The sequence below is a fragment of the Nocardia anaemiae NBRC 100462 genome (assembly GCF_001612725.1).
In the GTDB taxonomy this organism is placed as follows: domain Bacteria; phylum Actinomycetota; class Actinomycetes; order Mycobacteriales; family Mycobacteriaceae; genus Nocardia; species Nocardia anaemiae.
This window is the reverse complement of the sequence record NZ_BDAZ01000019.1, coordinates 102,994-119,415: the sequence shown is the minus strand read 5'-3', so window position 1 is coordinate 119,415 and position 16,422 is coordinate 102,994. Positions and strand designations below refer to the sequence as shown.

The following is a 16,422-nucleotide window of genomic DNA, read 5'->3' as shown; positions in this document are numbered from 1 at the left end:
TAGAACTGGGAAGGCTGGGTCAGCCCCCGATAACTCCTTGATAACCGGCGGCATCCAGCAGTTCACCGAGCGCGGCATCCACGCTCGTCTCGTCGCTCAATTCGAGCTCGAAGATCCACCCATCGCCGTAGGGATCGGTGTTCAGCGTTTCCGGCGCCGAGTCCAGAACATCGTTCACCGCAACGACTTTCGCGGCGAGCGGGGCGTAGATATCGGACACACTCTTGGTCGACTCCACCTCGGCGATGCTGTCCGCGGCGGCCACCTCTTTGTCGACTTCGGGCAACTGCACGAACACAACGTCACCGAGTTGAGACTGGGCGTAGTCGGTGATGCCCACCCGAACCCGGGTCGGCCCGATCCGCCGCACCCATTCGTGCTCCTCGGTGTAGCGCAGATCCTCGGGGGTCTGGGTCACAGGCCGTCCTTTCGTCGTCGACTCGACGCAACTCTAATCGCTACTCACCACGGTGTGGCACAGCCGGTATCGCTCGCGCGACGGCGAAAGCCTTCCAGATGTAGAGCACGCCGGTCCACACATACACCGCCGTGCCCCAGACCAGGAATGCCCCACCGAAGGCGCGGCCGAAACCTGCCAGCGCCCAATCCATCTGACCGGCCAGCAACCACGGCAGCGCCGACATCAAACTGAAGGTGGCGGCTTTACCCAGGTAGATGACCTCGGGTGGGTCCAGGTCACGGCGTTTGTACACCGAAAGAGTCAAGGCGAGGACGGCGTCACGGGCGATCAGGATCACTGCGACCCACCAGGGCAGCAAACCGCGGATCACGAATGCGGCCAGGGTGGTCACCAGGTACAGCCGATCCACGAACGGGTCGAGCAGTGCGCCCAGTCGCGACGACTGGTCGAGCAGGCGGGCCAGCTTCCCGTCCAGGAAGTCGGTGACGCCGCTGAGCACCAGCAGGGCGAATGCCCAGCCGTCGGCGCGCACCACCAGCAGCAACCACAGAAACAGCGGCACACCGGCCAGTCGCAACACGCTCAGGATGTTGGGGACGGTGAAGATGCGGTCGGCGAAGACGCCGCCCGCGGCCGGATCGCCCGCATTTCCCGGGTTGTCCGCGCCGGAGCCGGCGCGCTCGCCCGGTTCCGTTTGCCCCGATTCGGTTGTCACAGCCCGTGCATACCGCACCGACCCGGTTTACGCCATCCGGGCACGCCGTCGCGCACACTCTCGGGTACCGACCTGCTGTGTGATACGCCGCACCGACCGGGATGACAGAATGAGTGCGAAACCATCTCACATGGTTGTCGCACGGTTCAGAGAGGGAAACCATGCCAGCATTCGACTACGACGTGGTAGTGATCGGCTCCGGATTCGGCGGCAGCGTCAGTGCGCTGCGCTTGACCGAGAAGGGCTACCGGGTCGGGGTGCTCGAGGCCGGGCGGCGCTGGCCCGCCGAGGATATTCCGAAGACGAATTGGAATGTGCGCAAATCGATCTGGGCTCCGCGACTCGGCTTGACCGGACCGCAGCGGATCAGTGTGCTCGGTAAATGCGCGGTCTTCTCCGGTGCGGGTGTCGGCGGTGGTTCGCTGATCTACGGCAATACCCTCTACGAGCCACTGCCGAACTTCTACACCGATAAGCAGTGGGCCCATATCACCGACTGGAAGGCCGAACTGGCGCCGTATTACGACCAGGCGCAGCGGATGCTCGGCGTGGCCCCGAATCCGCGGATGACGCCTGCCGACGAGGTGATCAAGGAGATCGCCGACGATCTCGGCGTAGGCAATACCTTCCACCCGACCAATGTGGGCGTCTTCTTCAACGAGGCCGATCCGGGCGCCGAGGTCGAGGATCCGTACTTCGGCGGCGCGGGTCCGCACCGGCGCGGCTGCGTGCATTGCGCGCAATGTTTCACCGGCTGCCCGAACAATGCCAAGAACACCACCACGACGAATTACCTGTATCTGGCCGAAAAGGCCGGAGCCGAGGTACATCCGCTGACCACCGCGACCGCGGTTCGGCCGCTGTCCGGCGGCGGCTATGCGGTCGACACCGAGCGTTCGGATCGCTGGATCCGCAAGCAGCGCAATACCTTCACCGCCGAACAGGTGGTATTCGCCGGTGCGGCGCTCGGCACGCAGAAGTTGCTGCACAAGATGCGCGACGAGGCGATACTGCCGAATCTGTCTCCGCGCCTCGGTGAATTGACCCGCAGTAATTCCGAGGCGATCCTCAATGTGGTCAGCCGCTCGCGCCGCGATTTTGCCGAGGGCATCGCGATCACGTCCTCGATCCATCCCGAGGCCGATACCCACATCGAGGTCTGCCACTACGGGAAAGGCCAGAATGCGCTGTTCCCGATGTCGGTGCCGATCGTGGACGGCGGCGCGTTCCGATTCCTGCGCTTCCTGCTGGCAATCGTTTTGCACCCGTTGGTATTCCTGCGCAGCCTCAATGCTCGCCATGCCTCGGAGAAGTCGGTGATCCTGCTGGTGATGCAGTCGCTGGACAATTCGCTGACCTCCTACCGCAAGCGCGGGCAGTTGAAAACCAAACAGGGCACCGGCGAACCGAATCCGACCTGGATTCCGCTGGCGCACGATATCGGCCGCCGGTTCGGCGCCAAGGTGAACGGCGATACGCACGGCCTGATCATGGATGTGCTGAATATCCCGGCCACCGCGCATTACATCGGCGGTTGTGTGATCGGCGAGGATCCACAGGCCGGTGTGGTCGATCCGTACCAGCGGGTATTCGGACATCCTGGCTTGCATGTCGCGGACGGTTCGGCGGTGACCGCGAACCTCGGTGTCAATCCGTCGCTGACGATCACCGCACAGGCCGAGCGCGCGATGGCCTTCTGGCCCAATAAGGACGAGGCCGATCCGCGCCCGGAACTGGGTTCGGTGTATCAGCGGATCTCCCCCGTCGCGCCGAAGCATCCAACGGTGCCCGCCTCCGCCCCGGGTGCGCTGCGACTGCCGATCACACCGGTCGATCCCGCAGTGCCAGCTACCTGACCGATCCGGATACATCAGAAGCACCGATACCCGCCTCCGCGACCACCACGGAGCGAATCTTACGAGCGAGGAGTTCGCGGCCCGTCTCGCGTCCGAGCCGTCGAAGCGCATGCGCCGCAGGCGCGAGTCTCGACGGCTCGGACGCGAGACATAGGGGGCCGCGAACACGCAGCGCCGCAGGCGCTGCAAAATAAACACAGTGTTGGACAGTGGTATCGATCTACGCTCGTATGTTCCTGCCGAGGACGTCCGCGCCCGCGGGCGGGCGCTGCGTCAGCGGGTTCCGGTCAGTGCCCGGGATCGAGCGGTGACCTGGTCGACGCGACCGGAGGTGCTCGACTTCATTGCCGCGAGCAATGCCGGTCGGTTGCCGCATCTGATACCGCTGCGGATCGGTCGGATGCTCGCCTCGCCGTTCACCTTCTATCGCGGTGCGGCCGGGCTGATGGCCGCCGATCTCGCGGGCAGTCCGGACACCGGGGTGCCCGCGCAGATCTGCGGTGACGCGCACGCCGCGAATTTCGGTCTGTACGGCACGCCGCGCGGCGAAATCGTCATGGACATCAATGATTTCGACGAAACGATCGTCGGCCCGTGGGAGTGGGATCTGGAGCGCCTTGCGGCCAGTCTGGTGCTGGCGGGCCGCGAAGGCGGTGCGGCAGAGGACGATTGCCTGCGAGCCGCGCGGGATGCGGCCCGGTCCTACCGCCTCGCCATCGATCATCTGGCCGAGCAACCGTTCATGGAATCGTGGAGCGCGCTGCCTGACGAATCGATCATCAGCAGGGCCAGGGCCGATGATCTGCTCGACGACTTCAAGAAGGCCGCGAAGAAGGCGCGCAAGAACACCAGCGCCAAGGTGGTCGAAAAGTGGACCGAACATCTCGAGGACCACGAGACCGGAATCAGCAGGCACCGATTCGTCAGTGACCCACCGATTCTCACGCCGGTCGACCCAGAGGTCGCCGAGGAGATCATCGATGGGTTGGAGCGCTACGGCGAAACCCTGCGCGAGTCCCGACGCAATCTGCTGGCCCGATTTGCGGTGTCCGACACCGCCTTCCGCATTGTCGGCACCGGAAGCGTAGGACTGCACAGCTATGTGGCGCTGCTGCACGGCAATGATGGCGAGGCGCTGGTGCTGCAGCTGAAACAGGCAAACCCTTCGGCCCTTGCGCCATTCCTGCCCGCACCGCCGCCAGCGCATGAGGGTGAGCGAATCGTGCAGGGCGCCAGACTGGTTCAATCCGAGACCGATATTCTGCTCGGCTGGACCACACTGCGCTTGCCGACCGACGAACTGCCGTTCACGGTGCGCCAGTTCCGCAATATGAAGGGCAGTATCGATCCGGCGGAGCTGTCTTCGGACGATCTCGACGATTACGGCAGGCTGGCCGGTGCGCTGCTGGCCAGGGCACATTCGCGTTCCCTCGATCCGCGCCTGCTCGCCGGGTATTTCGACGGTGACGAGGCGTTCGAGGATGCCATCGCACGCTTCGCCGTTCGCTATGCCGATCGAACCGAGGCCGACCACGCCGAATTGGTCGATGCGGTGCGGGCTGGAAAGATCGACGCCGAACAACCGCAGTGACACGCCGCGTCTGGTCATAGGCGCGGCGAAGCGGGCCGTGTTGTCCGTATCCTTGCCACCATCGAGTGATGACGTGAAGGGCGGTCGCGAATGCTCGTGCGAGTACAGAACCCGGCAGGCACCAATGCCGAGCGGGCGCTGATCGACTGGCTGCGCACCTGGAAGGATCCGGTCAGCCCGCACGGCGTCGCCACGGTGAATTGCAGTCTGTTCCACAACGATCGGCTGCATCAGTTCGACGCCGTGGTCTGGACCCCGACCAGTTGCGTGGTGATCGAGGCCGAGGCACTGGTAGCGCGGCAGGACGGCGTGCTGGAGGTGCCGCTCAGCGGTCCGTGGACGATCTCCGGCGAGCCGGTCGCCACGGAGGGCCGCGACCGCCGCACCCCGCTGGACAAGTCGCGCGAACATACACTCGCACTGCAGAATTGGCTGGCCGCACGCGGTCTCGGTCAGCGCGCGGTGCACGGTGTCGCGTTGATCGTGCCGCTGCGCGGCGCCGAGCTGTCGGTCAAACAGGAATGGAGCGATCCGAGTTTCGATGTGATCCTCGGCAGCGATCCGGAACGATTGCGGCACTATTTCGAGACGCTGGCCGAATCGGAGAAGAATATCCATCTATGGACGGCCAACGATGTCGCGGTGGCCTTCCGCAGCCTGGGCATACTGCCCTATCTGCCCGCCCCGCAGGAGCTGATCCAGGAGGGGTTCCTCGGCCCGATCGATATCACGCTGTGGCACGGCGGCCCGAACCAGGCGCAGGCGGAGGCCTATGCCGAGGAGTTGGCGCAGGCCGAAAAGGATGCCAACGCACCGGCCATGGTCATCGAGGCGCCCTGGTACAGCCCGTGGAAGCTGTATCCGCGGCAGCCCGGCGATATGGATCTCGGCCGGGCATTCATGCGGATCACCCTGGCGGCGGGCATGCTCATCGCCTTCGCGTGGGTGATCTGGTTCGTGGTCACCGCGGTATTGACCTACGGGCCGGGGTGACGGCACGCGTCGGCTGCCCGCGACCGGTGGTGTCTGTTCGCGGGTGCCCTATCGTCGAGCGGTGATCATGAAACAGGAGGGGTGGCTCGCCCGGGTGCGGGCGAACCTCGTCGCGCTGTGCGCGGTGCTCGTCGGCCTCGCTGTCGCGATCACGCTGCCGCTGACCTTCCCCGGCGACGGCGCTGCCACCGATCTGGATCGCGCGCTCGCCCAGCCGATCCACTCGGCGCTGGACGACCATCCCGGCGGCTACCAGGCGCTGGTGATTCCGAGCAACGGCTACATCCTGATCCCGCTATTGCTCGCGGCCGCCGCCTGGTTCGGCCATCGGGGGCAGTGGCGGCGGGCCGTGGCGATGGTGGTGATTCCCGAGGTCGTGGTCGGGCTCAACAGCTGGGTGCTCAAACCGCTATGGGATCGACCGCTGCACGACTATCTCGCGTATCCGAGTGGGCACACCGTGCATCTGGTCGCGATCGCCACCGCGTTCGTCGTGCTGGCCGAATCGACGCGGGCGCGTGTCGTCACCATCGTGATCGCCACCGTCGCACTGGTCTGCGCAGCGGTCGGCATGATCGGCCTCGGCTATCACCTGCCGACCGACATTCTCGGCGGAGCGGCGGTGGCGATCGCGCTCGTCGTCGTGTGCTGGAAGCTCGCCGCGCGATTTCTCGCGGAACAGACGCGTGTCGACCGCTAGATCCGCTACACCGTGGTATGGCTGCCGACCCGATCGAAGACACTCGCATCATCCAGCAGCGCCGCACGCAGCATGCCCTCGGGCACCCCCATGCCCTCGACCAGCGTCAGCGCATCCGGTCGCAGCCGGTCGACCAGTTCATTGACGCCGCGACGCACGGCCTTCGCCCGTTCGACCGACATGAACCGGTGCATGATGAACCACGCCTGGTTCTCCTCGAGCATCGAGTAGACGTATAGATCGCAGACGGTCTCGGCGAGTTCGCGCGCCGCCGGATCCTCGATTCCGGCAATACCTTCGATAAACGCCTCGAGAATCAGTCGGTCGATGTGTGCGGTGCCCGCGGCGAGGATATGGTCCTGCGCATTGTTGAACGCCTCGAACGGTGTGGTGTCCTTCGCGCGGGCGCGCAGCCGGTATCCGGCGGTGCGCACCAGATAGTCCTCGCGGTCGGCGAACAGCTGCAGCTGCACCGAGCGGCGGGACAGGTCGCCGTCGTCGACCGTGTCGTCACTGCGGTCGCGCAGCGTCTGAATCAGTTGCCGCACACCGGAACGCTTGCGCACCACATCACCGGCCATGGTGGCGGCGAAGCGCACCCAGCCCAGCGCGTCCAGATCACGGATCTCATCGGAGTAGGCGGTGAGCAGTTCCTTGGCCACCAGCTGGGTGAGCACGACATTGTCGCCCTCGAAGGTGGTGAATACATCGGTATCGGCCTTGAGCGTGACCAGGCGGTTCTCGGTGAGATAGCCTGCGCCGCCGCAGGCTTCGCGACATTCCTGGATGGCGCGGGTGGCGAATCGGGTCTGCGCGACCTTGAGTCCGGCGGCCCGCTTCTCCAGCGCGCGCTGCGCGCCGGGATCGAGATCCTGGCCGGTCTGCACCAGATGCATACGCCGGACCAGATCGTTCTGCGCGAACGCGAGCGCGTACGAGCGGGCGATCAACGGCAGCAGCCGTCGCTGATGGCTGCGGTAGTCGAGCAGCAAGGTCTCCTGGCCGCTGTCCGGATCCGAGAACTGGCGGCGCTTCAGCGCGTATCGCGTGGCAATGCTCAATGCGACCCGCGCACCCGCCGCGGCCGCACCCCCGACGCTGACCCGCCCGCGCACCAAAGTGCCCAGTGTGGTGAAGAATCGACGGCTCGGATTCTCGATATCGGAGCTGTAGGTACCGTCGGGCGCGACATCGGCGTACCGGTTGAGCAGGTTCTCCCGGGGAATACGGACCTGATCGAAGACGATGCGGCCGTTGTCGACGCCGAGCAGACCGCCTTTGAGGCCGTCGTCGTAGGTGGTCACACCCGGCAGGTCGGCGCCGTGTTCATCGCGGATCGGCACCAGGAAGCAGTGCACGCCCTGACTGGTCCCCTCGGTGATCAACTGCGCGAAAACCGCTGCCATCCTGGCATGTTCGGCCGCGCCGCCGATGTAGTCCTTGCGCGCCGACGGTGTCGGCGAATGCACGACGAATTCCTGGGTCTGCGGATCGTAGGTCGCGGTGGTCTCCAGATTCGCGACATCGCTGCCGTGGCCGGATTCGGTCATCGCGAAACAGCCGAGCAGATCCAGTGATATCAGCCGCTTGACCACATCGCGATGCCGCTCGGTCCCGAGGTTCTCTACGGCCCCGCCGAACAAACCCCACTGCACGCCCGATTTCACCCATAGCGACAGGTCGGCATAGGCCAGCATCTCCAGACCGACCACCGCCTCCCCCGGTTCCCCGGTGCCGCCGTTCTCGCGTCGGAAACCACGCTCCGCGTAGCCCATCGACGCGATCGTCCGCATCTGCTCGAGCACCCGCGCCCGCGCCGCTCGGTAATCCAGAGTGGGATCGCCGGTGAACTGATCTCCGGCCAGCTGCACCCTGGCCTCGGCGCGTACCGCGCGCCATGGCCCGTCGAGTGCGTCGCGGAGGTGGTCCGATGTCGAGACGGTCTCGGTGTCAGGCATACCCCCGACAGTAGCGTTTCGCGGACACCTGGCGGGGCGCCTGGGCGGATCGGATGTTCCTGGCGTCGACCGCCACCGGGGGTTCTGACCAGTGGATTCAGTCGGGAAAAATATCGTGACACGACATCTTCGTAAAGCTCTTGCCTTGCGATTGAACGCGTGTTTAACATACTAAACATGTGTTCAACCAGAGAGCCGTATCGCAAGGATCCGCCGCGCAGCTACCCATCAGGCATGGCAGCGCCATGGACCTGAGTTCGCCCGACCTCAGCACCGCTGCCCGAATTCGCGATGCCGCGATCGAAGTCTTCGGTGAGCACGGATTCCAGGTCGGTGTGCGGACCATCGCCGCCGCCGCGGGGGTCTCCCCCGGACTGGTGAACCATCACTTCGGCTCCAAGGATGGGCTGCGAGCCGCCTGCGATGAGCGGGTGCTGCAGCTGATCCGCGATCAGAAAACCAAGGCGATCACGGCGCCGTCGGTGGCGAAAGGCATGCTCACCGCACTGGCCGAGATCGAGGAGTACGGTCCACTGGTCGCCTATATGGTGCGCAGCCTGCAGGCAGGCGGGCCCATGGCGCAATCGCTGCTCGAGCATATGACCGCCGATGCCGAGGTCTACATCCAGCAGGGCGTCGACGCCGGAGTGATCAAACCGAGTCGCGATCCGGCGGCGCGTGCCAGATACCTGATGATGCTGAACGTCGGCGCGACCGTGCTGTACATGCAGATGCGCCAGCAAAGCGGCGAAAAACTCGACTACCGCAAGGCAATCCGTGAGCTGACCGAAGAGCTCACGCCCCCCGCCCTGGAGTTCTACACCCAGGGATTACTCACAGACCCCACGATTTTGGACACTCTCAGCAAGGAGATCTGATGTCCGACATCATCGAAGTTCGCGACCTGCACAAGAACTTCGGCCACTTCGCCGCCCTGAACGGGCTGGAACTCGCGGTCCGCGAAGGCGAAATCCATGGCTTCCTCGGCCCGAACGGCGCGGGTAAGTCGACCACCATCCGTATCCTGCTCGGCATCCTGCGGGCCAGTTCCGGCGAGGTCCGGCTGCTCGGGTGCGACCCGTGGACCGATGCGGTCGAACTGCATCGCGAAATCGCTTATGTACCAGGCGATGTCACGCTGTGGCCGTCGTTATCCGGCGGGGAGACCATCGACCTGCTGGCTCGAATGCGCGGGGAAATCAATTCCCAGCGCCGCGCCGAATTGATCGAGCGGTTCGATCTCGATCCGCGCAAGAAGGCACGCACCTATTCCAAGGGCAACCGGCAGAAGGTCGCCCTGATCTCCGCGCTCGCTTCCGATGTGCGCCTGCTACTGCTCGATGAACCGACCTCGGGCCTGGATCCGTTGATGGAACAGGTTTTTCGCGAATGCGTGGAGGAGGCAAATCAGCGCGGCACCACAGTTCTGCTGTCGAGTCACATCCTGTCCGAGGTGGAGGTGCTGTGTGACCGGGTGACCATCATCCGGGCCGGGCGCACCGTGGAGAGCGGATCGCTGTCGGATATGCGGCATCTTTCGCGTACCTCCATCACCGCCGAATTGCTCGGCGACCCAGGCGATCTCAGCCGGATCCCGGGCGTCGAGGATATCGAACTCGACGGGTCGACCCTGCGCTGCCAGGTGGAGGGTGAACATCTCGGCGAGCTGATCCGAGTCCTCGGCGATACCGGTGTGCGCACCTTGACCAGTGCGCCGCCGACATTGGAGGAGCTGTTCATGCGGCACTACCACGTCGACGGCGCGACCTCCGAGCAGGCGAGGGCGACCATGGAGAAGGTGGGATCATGACAACCGCAACCGCGGGCGGCCGCCATTACGCCGCACCCGCCGTGCGCGGGTCGTCCGACTTCGCCGGTACCGCCCAATTGCTGCGACTGTTCCTGCGTCGCGACCGAATTGTGTTGCCGCTGTGGGTACTTGCCTTCGGGCTGCTGCCCGCCTTCTACGTCAGCAGCGCCAAGGCCGTTTACACCACACAGGCCGATCTCGATCATGCCGCGAAGTCGGTGATGGAAAGCCCTGCGCTCGTTGCCATGTACGGGCCGGTGTTCAGCACCGATCTCGGCTCGATCGGTCTGTGGAAGGCTGGGCCGTTCTACGCGATGATCGCGATCGCGACGATCCTCACGGTCATCCGGCACACTCGGGTCGAGGAGGAGACCGGTCGCGCGGAATTGGTCGGCGCCACCAGTATCGGCCGCTATGCGGGGTTGACCGCCGCCATGATCATGACAGCGACCGGCTGTCTGATCGTCGCCATCCTGAGTGCCCTCGCGCTCTACGGCAGTGACCTGCCCGCAGCTGGTTCACTGGCCTACGGCGCGACACTCGGCTGCTCCGGTCTTGCCTGGGCCGGAGTCGCCGCCGTCGCGGCACAGGTGAGTGTGGGTGCGCGGGTCGCGCGCGGGGTGGCATTCGGCGCACTCGGCACCGCCTTCGCGCTGCGCGCGGTCGGCGACGCCGGAAACGGTGTGCTGTCATGGGTTTCGCCACTGGGCTGGTGTATAAACATGCGGCCCTACGCGGATGAGCGCTGGTGGGTGCTGATTCCACTGCTCACCGTCGCCATTGCGACTACCGGCGCGGCGTACCTCCTTCTGCGGCAACGTGATACGGGTTCAGGTCTGCTCGCCGAGCGACCGGGCGCACCGGTAGCGGCGTCCACACTCTCCGGTCCAGCCGGACTGGCGTGGCGGCTGCAGCGCGGCTCGCTGCTGACCTGGTCCATCGGTTTCGTGCTCTACGGATCACTGATGGGCGGCGCTATCAACAGCGTCGGCGATATGCTCGACAACAGCAAGCAGGTCCGCGACGTGATCAACCGGATGGGCGGCACCGATGTGCTGCAGAATTCGTTCATCACGTTCGCCCTGAGCATGCTGGCCATCGCGGCATCGGCCTACTCCATCTCGGCGGTCCTGCGGCTGCACGAGGAGGAGTCCAGCCAGCGCGCCGAGGCCACGCTGGCCGGATCGGTGAGCCGAGAACGCTACGCGCTCAGCCACATCGGCATCGCGCTGCTCGGACCGGTGGTGCTGTTGTTCCTCGCGGGAGCGGCGGTCGGAGTCATCTACGGCATCTCCGACGGCGATCTGGCGGGCAAATTGGGCGACTGCCTCGCAGCCGCGGCGGTACAACTGCCCGCGGTGTGGGTGCTCACCGCGATCACGGTGGCGATCTACGGGCTCGCGCCCCGCTACACCCCGGTCGCCTGGGGCGTGCTGAGCACGATGATCATCATCTTCGTCATCGGCGCGCTCGACGGACTCCCGCAGTGGGTCCGTGATCTGGTTCCTTTCGCGCACCCGCCCAAGCTGCCCGGCTCATCCTTCGAGGCCACACCGATCCTGTGGCTGCTCGGGATCGTAGTGGTACTGCTCGGGGTCGGGATCGTGGGCTTCCGTCGCCGCGATCTGCGCTGAATTCGGATAACCATCGCCCTGCAACGAGTTTCACCGCTCGTTGCAGGGCGTCTTTCGATGTCCTCAGTGTCCGCGCCAGTGCGCCTTTCACCAATGGGAACATCCATCAGCTGTGGGTAACGTCTGCTCCGTTATCAAAGCGAAATAGGCAGAGGAGGCGAATGGCGAGGATGACCCGAAGCTTTACCCGACTCACCGCTGCCGCTGCTGCGGGCTTGATCGGACTCGCCGTGGCGGCGCTGCCCGCGCAGGCACAGCAGAGTCCGGGCAACCCGCAGTATGCGCCGACCATGCTCATTCTGGACGCGTCCGGCTCCATGCAGCGCCCCGATCCGGCGGGCACCATGATGGATGCCGCCAAGAATGCCGTGCGGAACTTCGTCGGCTCCGCACCCGCGGAATCCAAAGTGGGACTGACCGTTTATGGCACGAACACGGGAAATACCGAGGCGGAGAAGGTATCGGGTTGCCGTGACGTCCGGGTGCTGCACAAACCCGAAACCCTGGACCGGATCGCACTGACCAGCGCGGTCGACGGAATCAAGGCCAGTGGCTGGACGCCGATGGGCACCGCACTGCGCCAGGCCGCCGAGACCCTGCCGAAATCGGGACCGCGCTCGATCGTCCTGGTCTCCGACGGCGACGACACCTGCTCCCCGCCCGAACCCTGTGAAGTCGCCCGCGAATTGAAAAAACAGGGGTTCGATCTCATCGTGCACACCATCGGATTCGCCGTCGACGCCAAGGCCCGCGCCCAGCTGACCTGCATGGCGCAGGCCACCGGCGGTACCTACAGCGACGCCGCCGACGGTCCCGCACTCGAACGTACGCTACCGCGCATATCGTCGGCCGCCCTGCGCAATTACCAGGCCGTCGGCATACCGATCACCGGTGCACCCACCTACGGCGCGGCACCGGTCGCCGCCCCGGGCCAGTATCTGGACACCATCGGACAGCGGGAAAAGCGGTATTGGGCAGTCGATGTCCCGGCGGGTGCGACGGCATATTTCAGTGGCACCCTTTCCTTTCCGCGACTGCGTGATATCTCCGCCACCGATGATCTGAACACGCTGCAAATGCGGATCTTCGGCGCGGACGGCGAGGACTGCAATGTCTTCGAATCCGAGCTCTCCACCAAATCCAGCGACGGCGCCGCACTCACGGTGGCCAAGGCTTTCGACGGTGCGACCAAGGAACGCAAGGGCAACAGCGGCTCCGATAAATGCAAGGGTGGCGGCCGCTACTACTTCCAATTGACCTGGGAGAAGGTGTCCGCCGGTGTGCCGGAACGACTTCCGGTCGAACTGATCGTCGGTATCGAACCTGCGGTGACCGGCGCCGGTCCGGTTGCCGTCGCACCACCGACGACCTTCGTCGAACCGAGCGGTGCGGGTACACCCGTATCCGGCGGGTCATCGTTCACCGTGGCCGGTACGCTGTCGGGCAGCGGTCGCTACACCGATACGCTGCAGCCGGGTGAATTCGTGTTCTATCGCGTCAGATTGGACTGGGGTCAGGGCCTGGCGTATCGAGTTCGGTTCGGGGCCAACGGCGGTCGCGGACTCGACAATCTCTCCAATATCCGGACCAGCCTCTACAGTCCGATCCGCGAAGAGATCGATTCCGACTTCTCGGCCTATACCGGCACCGAGGGTGTCCTTCCGGCGAATAAGCCGATGGCCACCGTGCCGATTCGGTACAACAACCGCAAGGCCGACCAGTTGGAGTCACGGCGGGAGGCGGTGGCCGGTTGGTACTACATCGCAGTCAAACTCGGGTCGACCTTCGAACAGGGCGAAAACCACCCGGTGTCGGTGCAATTGGATCTCACCGTCACCGACACCAAGGAGAGCGGTCCGACGTACGCGAGCACCATCGGCGATGGCGTTTTCGGCGAGAATTCCACCGGGGTGAAGACGCCGACGAGCCGCACGCCGGGTGCAGCCCCCGCGGTGGCGGAATCGAGGGCGTCCGAATCGGATTCGTCGACCGGCTTGATCGCGATCGGTGTGATCGGCGTCGCGATCATCGGCGTGGCCGGTGTGCTGATCGGATTGCTCGTAGCACGCAGGCGACGCGGTTAGCGGAAAGCCCGCCGACACCGCTCGGTATCAGCGGGCTGCTTCGAGACCGAGCTTCCCGGCGAGACGGCTCAGGTATGCGCGCACGTCATCGGCATCGCGATCCGGCAGGCCGAAAACGGCCTCGGTAATACCCAATTCGGCCCACCGCGCGAGCTGCGCCGCATCGTGCCGTCCGGCCAGTGCGATGATCTCCGGGCTGCCTTCGCGCTCGTGCTCGCGCCACACCCGGTGCAGCAGTTCGATCTTCGCTCCGAGGCCGTCCTCGGTGGGGGTGGTGAGCCAGCCGTCGGCGTTCTTGGCCAGCCAGGTGAACGACTGCTCGGTCCCGGCCGCACCGAGAATCACCGGAATCCGTTTCTGCACCGGCTTGGGCCAGGACCAGCTCGGCCCGAAATTCACGAATTGCCCCGCGAAGCTGGCCTCCTCCTCCGACCACAATGCGCGCATGGCATCCAGATGTTCGCGCAACACCGTCCTGCGCTTATTCGCGGGCACTCCGTGGTGCGCCATTTCGTCGGTATTCCAACCGAAGCCGACGCCGAGACTGACTCGACCGCCGGACAGATGATCCAGCGAGGCGAGCGTTTTGGCCAGCGTGATCGGATGGTGTTCGGCGGGCAGGGCGACCGCGGTGGACAGCGTGATCCGGCTGGTGACCGCCGCCGCGGTGGCCAGCGCGACCCACGGGTCCAGCGTGCGCAGATACCGGTCGTCGGGCAGGCTCGCATCCCCGGTGCGCGGATGCGCCGCCGCTCGAACCACCGGAATATGGGTGTGTTCTGGCACGTAGAAGGCGTCGAATCCGGCTTGTTCGGCGGCCGCGGCCGCATCGGCGGGCGTAATGCCCCGGTCACTGGTGAACAACACAATTCCGTACCGCACCGTGCACGCTCCCATCTGCAAATTAGAACAAGTTCTATCACTTTTGGCGGCTTCGACCAAGTGTCCGGACAACCGTCCGGCCCTCGAGAGGGTGCCTCGGACCACCATGGATGCGAACCCCGGCCTCGGTTGACTACGGTCGCGCTCATGGGTCCGGACACATTTCCAGGAGGAGACGACACCGCCCCGGGCGATCAAGCGGCCAGGCGGCCGCGCTTGCGCTTCCTGCGAGCGCCCCGCGTTCCGGTCGTCAAACAGGCGGTCGACCTGCTGGTCGCCGACCGTCCGGCCACCGCCGACCACATCGTCGCCGCGCCGACGCCGCTGCAACCGATCGATCTCACCGACGATGCCCGCGTCGCCGAGGTGCTCGATCTGGCCGTGCGGGTGGGCGAGGTGGTGCTGGCCTCTGGTACCGGCGTCAACGACACGATGACGCAGGTGCGCTTCATCGCCGCCACCTACGGTCTGGCCCGCTGCGATATCGACGTCACCTATGACGCGATCAGGATCTGGGCCGACCGCGGTCCACTGCTCCCGCCCGCCAGCAGCATGCGAGTGGTCAAGTACCGATCCCTGGACTTCACCCGCCTCGCCGCGGTCGACCGGCTCACCCGCCGCATCCGCAATGAGGTCGTCCCACCTGGGGACGCGCGCGCCCGCCTGGACGCGATCACCTCAGCGCCGCATCCGTACCACCGCTGGGTCGCCACCTTCGGCTGGTCGCTGCTCGCCGCATCGATCGCGGCACTGCTCGGCGGCGGCTGGCTGGTCGCCGCGGTCAGCTTCGGCACCACCCTGGCCATCGACCGTGTCAATCGCGTCCTGAATCGCTACGGTCTGCCGTTCTTCTTCCAGCACGTGGTGGGCGGCGCGGTCGCGGCGACACCGGCGCTGCTGCTGGCCACCCTGGCGGCAACCCTGCATATCGATGTCGACCCGACACTGGTCATCGCCGCCGGAATCACCGTGCTGCTCAGTGGATTACAGCTGGTCGGTGCGGTGCAGGACGCGATAACCGGCGCGCCGATCACCGCGACCGCCCGCATGCTCGAGGTCATGATGATGACCGGTGGCATTATCGCGGGCATCGCGATGGCACTGCGGATCGGCGATATCCTCGGCGCCACGATCCCACCGGTCTATCTGACCTCGAGCCGCGATATCACCGATCTCCCGATCAAGATCGCGGCCGGTGCGGTGGCCGCGCTGGCGTTCGCACTCGCCTGCTACGCCGAACGCCGCGCGCTCGCCGCGGCCGCGTTCGGCGGTGCGGCGGGCACGATCTGTTTTCTGCTCGTACAGCATCTCGGCTTCGGTCCGGTGATCTCCTCCGCGGTCGCCGCGACGCTGGTCGGTCTGGCCGGTGGTCTGATGGCGCGCCGAGCGCTGACTCCCCCGCTGGTCGTCGCGCTCGCGGGCATCACCCCGCTGCTGCCCGGTCTCAAGGTGTATCGCGGGCTCTATGCCCTGCTCAACGACGAGTTGTTGATCGGAGGCAATCAAGTCCTCGCGGCGGTCGGCGTCGGCTGTGCGCTGGCCGCGGGTGTCACCCTCGGTGAGTGGTTCGACCGCACCGTGCGCAGACCGCGGATCCTGAGCCGATTCGGTTCGATCCGCCGACCGGTCATCGTGCACCGACGCCGATTGCCGCGCCCTCCGCATCGTCGCGAATCCGGTCGCTCGACGAAGGACAGCGGGCCTTCGCGCTGAATACCGCGGTATTCGCCGAACTCGCCGCCGAATTCCCAGCACGGCGCCCGAGCTGACTCTCAGTA

13 protein-coding genes are annotated in these 16,422 nt (G+C 65.5%); 9 read left to right on the top strand and 4 right to left on the bottom strand.

The window, feature by feature from the left end; translation table 11 throughout:
- Positions 1-19 precede the first annotated feature (19 nt).
- A complete protein-coding gene (gene gcvH, locus NA5_RS13755) occupies positions 20-418 on the bottom strand; it encodes a glycine cleavage system protein GcvH (protein ID WP_062985687.1) in 399 nt (132 codons plus the stop codon).
- Positions 419-458: 40 nt separating this feature from the next.
- On the bottom strand, positions 459-1,028 hold the full coding sequence (locus NA5_RS13750; protein WP_062985784.1) for a CDP-alcohol phosphatidyltransferase family protein: 570 nt from the start codon (positions 1,026-1,028) through the stop codon (positions 459-461).
- Between the two features lie 269 nt (positions 1,029-1,297).
- Between NA5_RS13750 and NA5_RS13745 the strand changes: the two genes are divergently transcribed.
- From NA5_RS13745 to NA5_RS13730, 4 genes are all read left to right on the top strand, one after another.
- Positions 1,298-2,992, top strand: a complete 1,695-nt coding sequence (locus NA5_RS13745; protein ID WP_062985680.1) for a GMC oxidoreductase — start codon at positions 1,298-1,300, stop codon at positions 2,990-2,992.
- Positions 2,993-3,191: 199 nt separating this feature from the next.
- Entirely contained in the window at positions 3,192-4,583 is a 1,392-nt protein-coding gene (locus tag NA5_RS13740) for a DUF2252 domain-containing protein (protein WP_062985675.1), read from the top strand.
- Between the two features lie 90 nt (positions 4,584-4,673).
- On the top strand, positions 4,674-5,576 hold the full coding sequence (locus NA5_RS13735) for a nuclease-related domain-containing protein (protein WP_062985673.1): 903 nt from the start codon (positions 4,674-4,676) through the stop codon (positions 5,574-5,576).
- A 67-nt stretch (positions 5,577-5,643) separates the two neighbouring features.
- The gene (locus NA5_RS13730) at positions 5,644-6,276 is read left to right on the top strand and encodes a phosphatase PAP2 family protein (protein ID WP_063813357.1); all 633 of its coding nucleotides are present in this window, start codon (positions 5,644-5,646) and stop codon (positions 6,274-6,276) included.
- Positions 6,277-6,281: 5 nt separating this feature from the next.
- Here the strand turns inward: NA5_RS13730 and NA5_RS13725 are convergent, their stop codons facing one another.
- Complete coding sequence (locus tag NA5_RS13725) at positions 6,282-8,234, bottom strand: acyl-CoA dehydrogenase family protein (protein WP_062985671.1); 1,953 nt, start codon at positions 8,232-8,234, stop codon at positions 6,282-6,284.
- Positions 8,235-8,461: 227 nt separating this feature from the next.
- On the opposite strand from NA5_RS13725, the gene NA5_RS13720 reads away from it, so the two are divergent.
- From NA5_RS13720 to NA5_RS13705, 4 genes are all read left to right on the top strand, one after another.
- A complete protein-coding gene (locus NA5_RS13720) occupies positions 8,462-9,112 on the top strand; it encodes a TetR/AcrR family transcriptional regulator (protein ID WP_084484105.1) in 651 nt (216 codons plus the stop codon).
- Positions 9,112-10,044 carry an ABC transporter ATP-binding protein gene (locus NA5_RS13715; protein WP_062985669.1) on the top strand — a complete coding sequence of 311 codons (933 nt, stop codon included), beginning with the start codon at positions 9,112-9,114 and terminating at the stop codon, positions 10,042-10,044. The genes NA5_RS13720 and NA5_RS13715 overlap by 1 nt, the downstream gene beginning before the upstream one ends.
- Positions 10,041-11,678 (top strand): ABC transporter permease, encoded by a 1,638-nt coding sequence (locus NA5_RS13710; RefSeq protein WP_062985660.1) that lies wholly within the window; start codon positions 10,041-10,043, stop codon positions 11,676-11,678. Before NA5_RS13715 ends, NA5_RS13710 begins: the two co-directional genes overlap by 4 nt.
- A gap of 170 nt (positions 11,679-11,848) precedes the next feature.
- The gene (locus NA5_RS13705; protein ID WP_062985651.1) at positions 11,849-13,762 is read left to right on the top strand and encodes a VWA domain-containing protein; all 1,914 of its coding nucleotides are present in this window, start codon (positions 11,849-11,851) and stop codon (positions 13,760-13,762) included.
- Between the two features lie 27 nt (positions 13,763-13,789).
- On the opposite strand, the gene NA5_RS13700 is transcribed toward NA5_RS13705, so the two are convergent.
- On the bottom strand, positions 13,790-14,644 hold the full coding sequence (locus tag NA5_RS13700) for a TIGR03619 family F420-dependent LLM class oxidoreductase (protein ID WP_062985768.1): 855 nt from the start codon (positions 14,642-14,644) through the stop codon (positions 13,790-13,792).
- 147 nt (positions 14,645-14,791) lie between these two features.
- On the opposite strand from NA5_RS13700, the gene NA5_RS13695 reads away from it, so the two are divergent.
- A complete protein-coding gene (locus tag NA5_RS13695; protein WP_084484099.1) occupies positions 14,792-16,357 on the top strand; it encodes a threonine/serine exporter family protein in 1,566 nt (521 codons plus the stop codon).
- Positions 16,358-16,422: the final 65 nt, after the last annotated feature.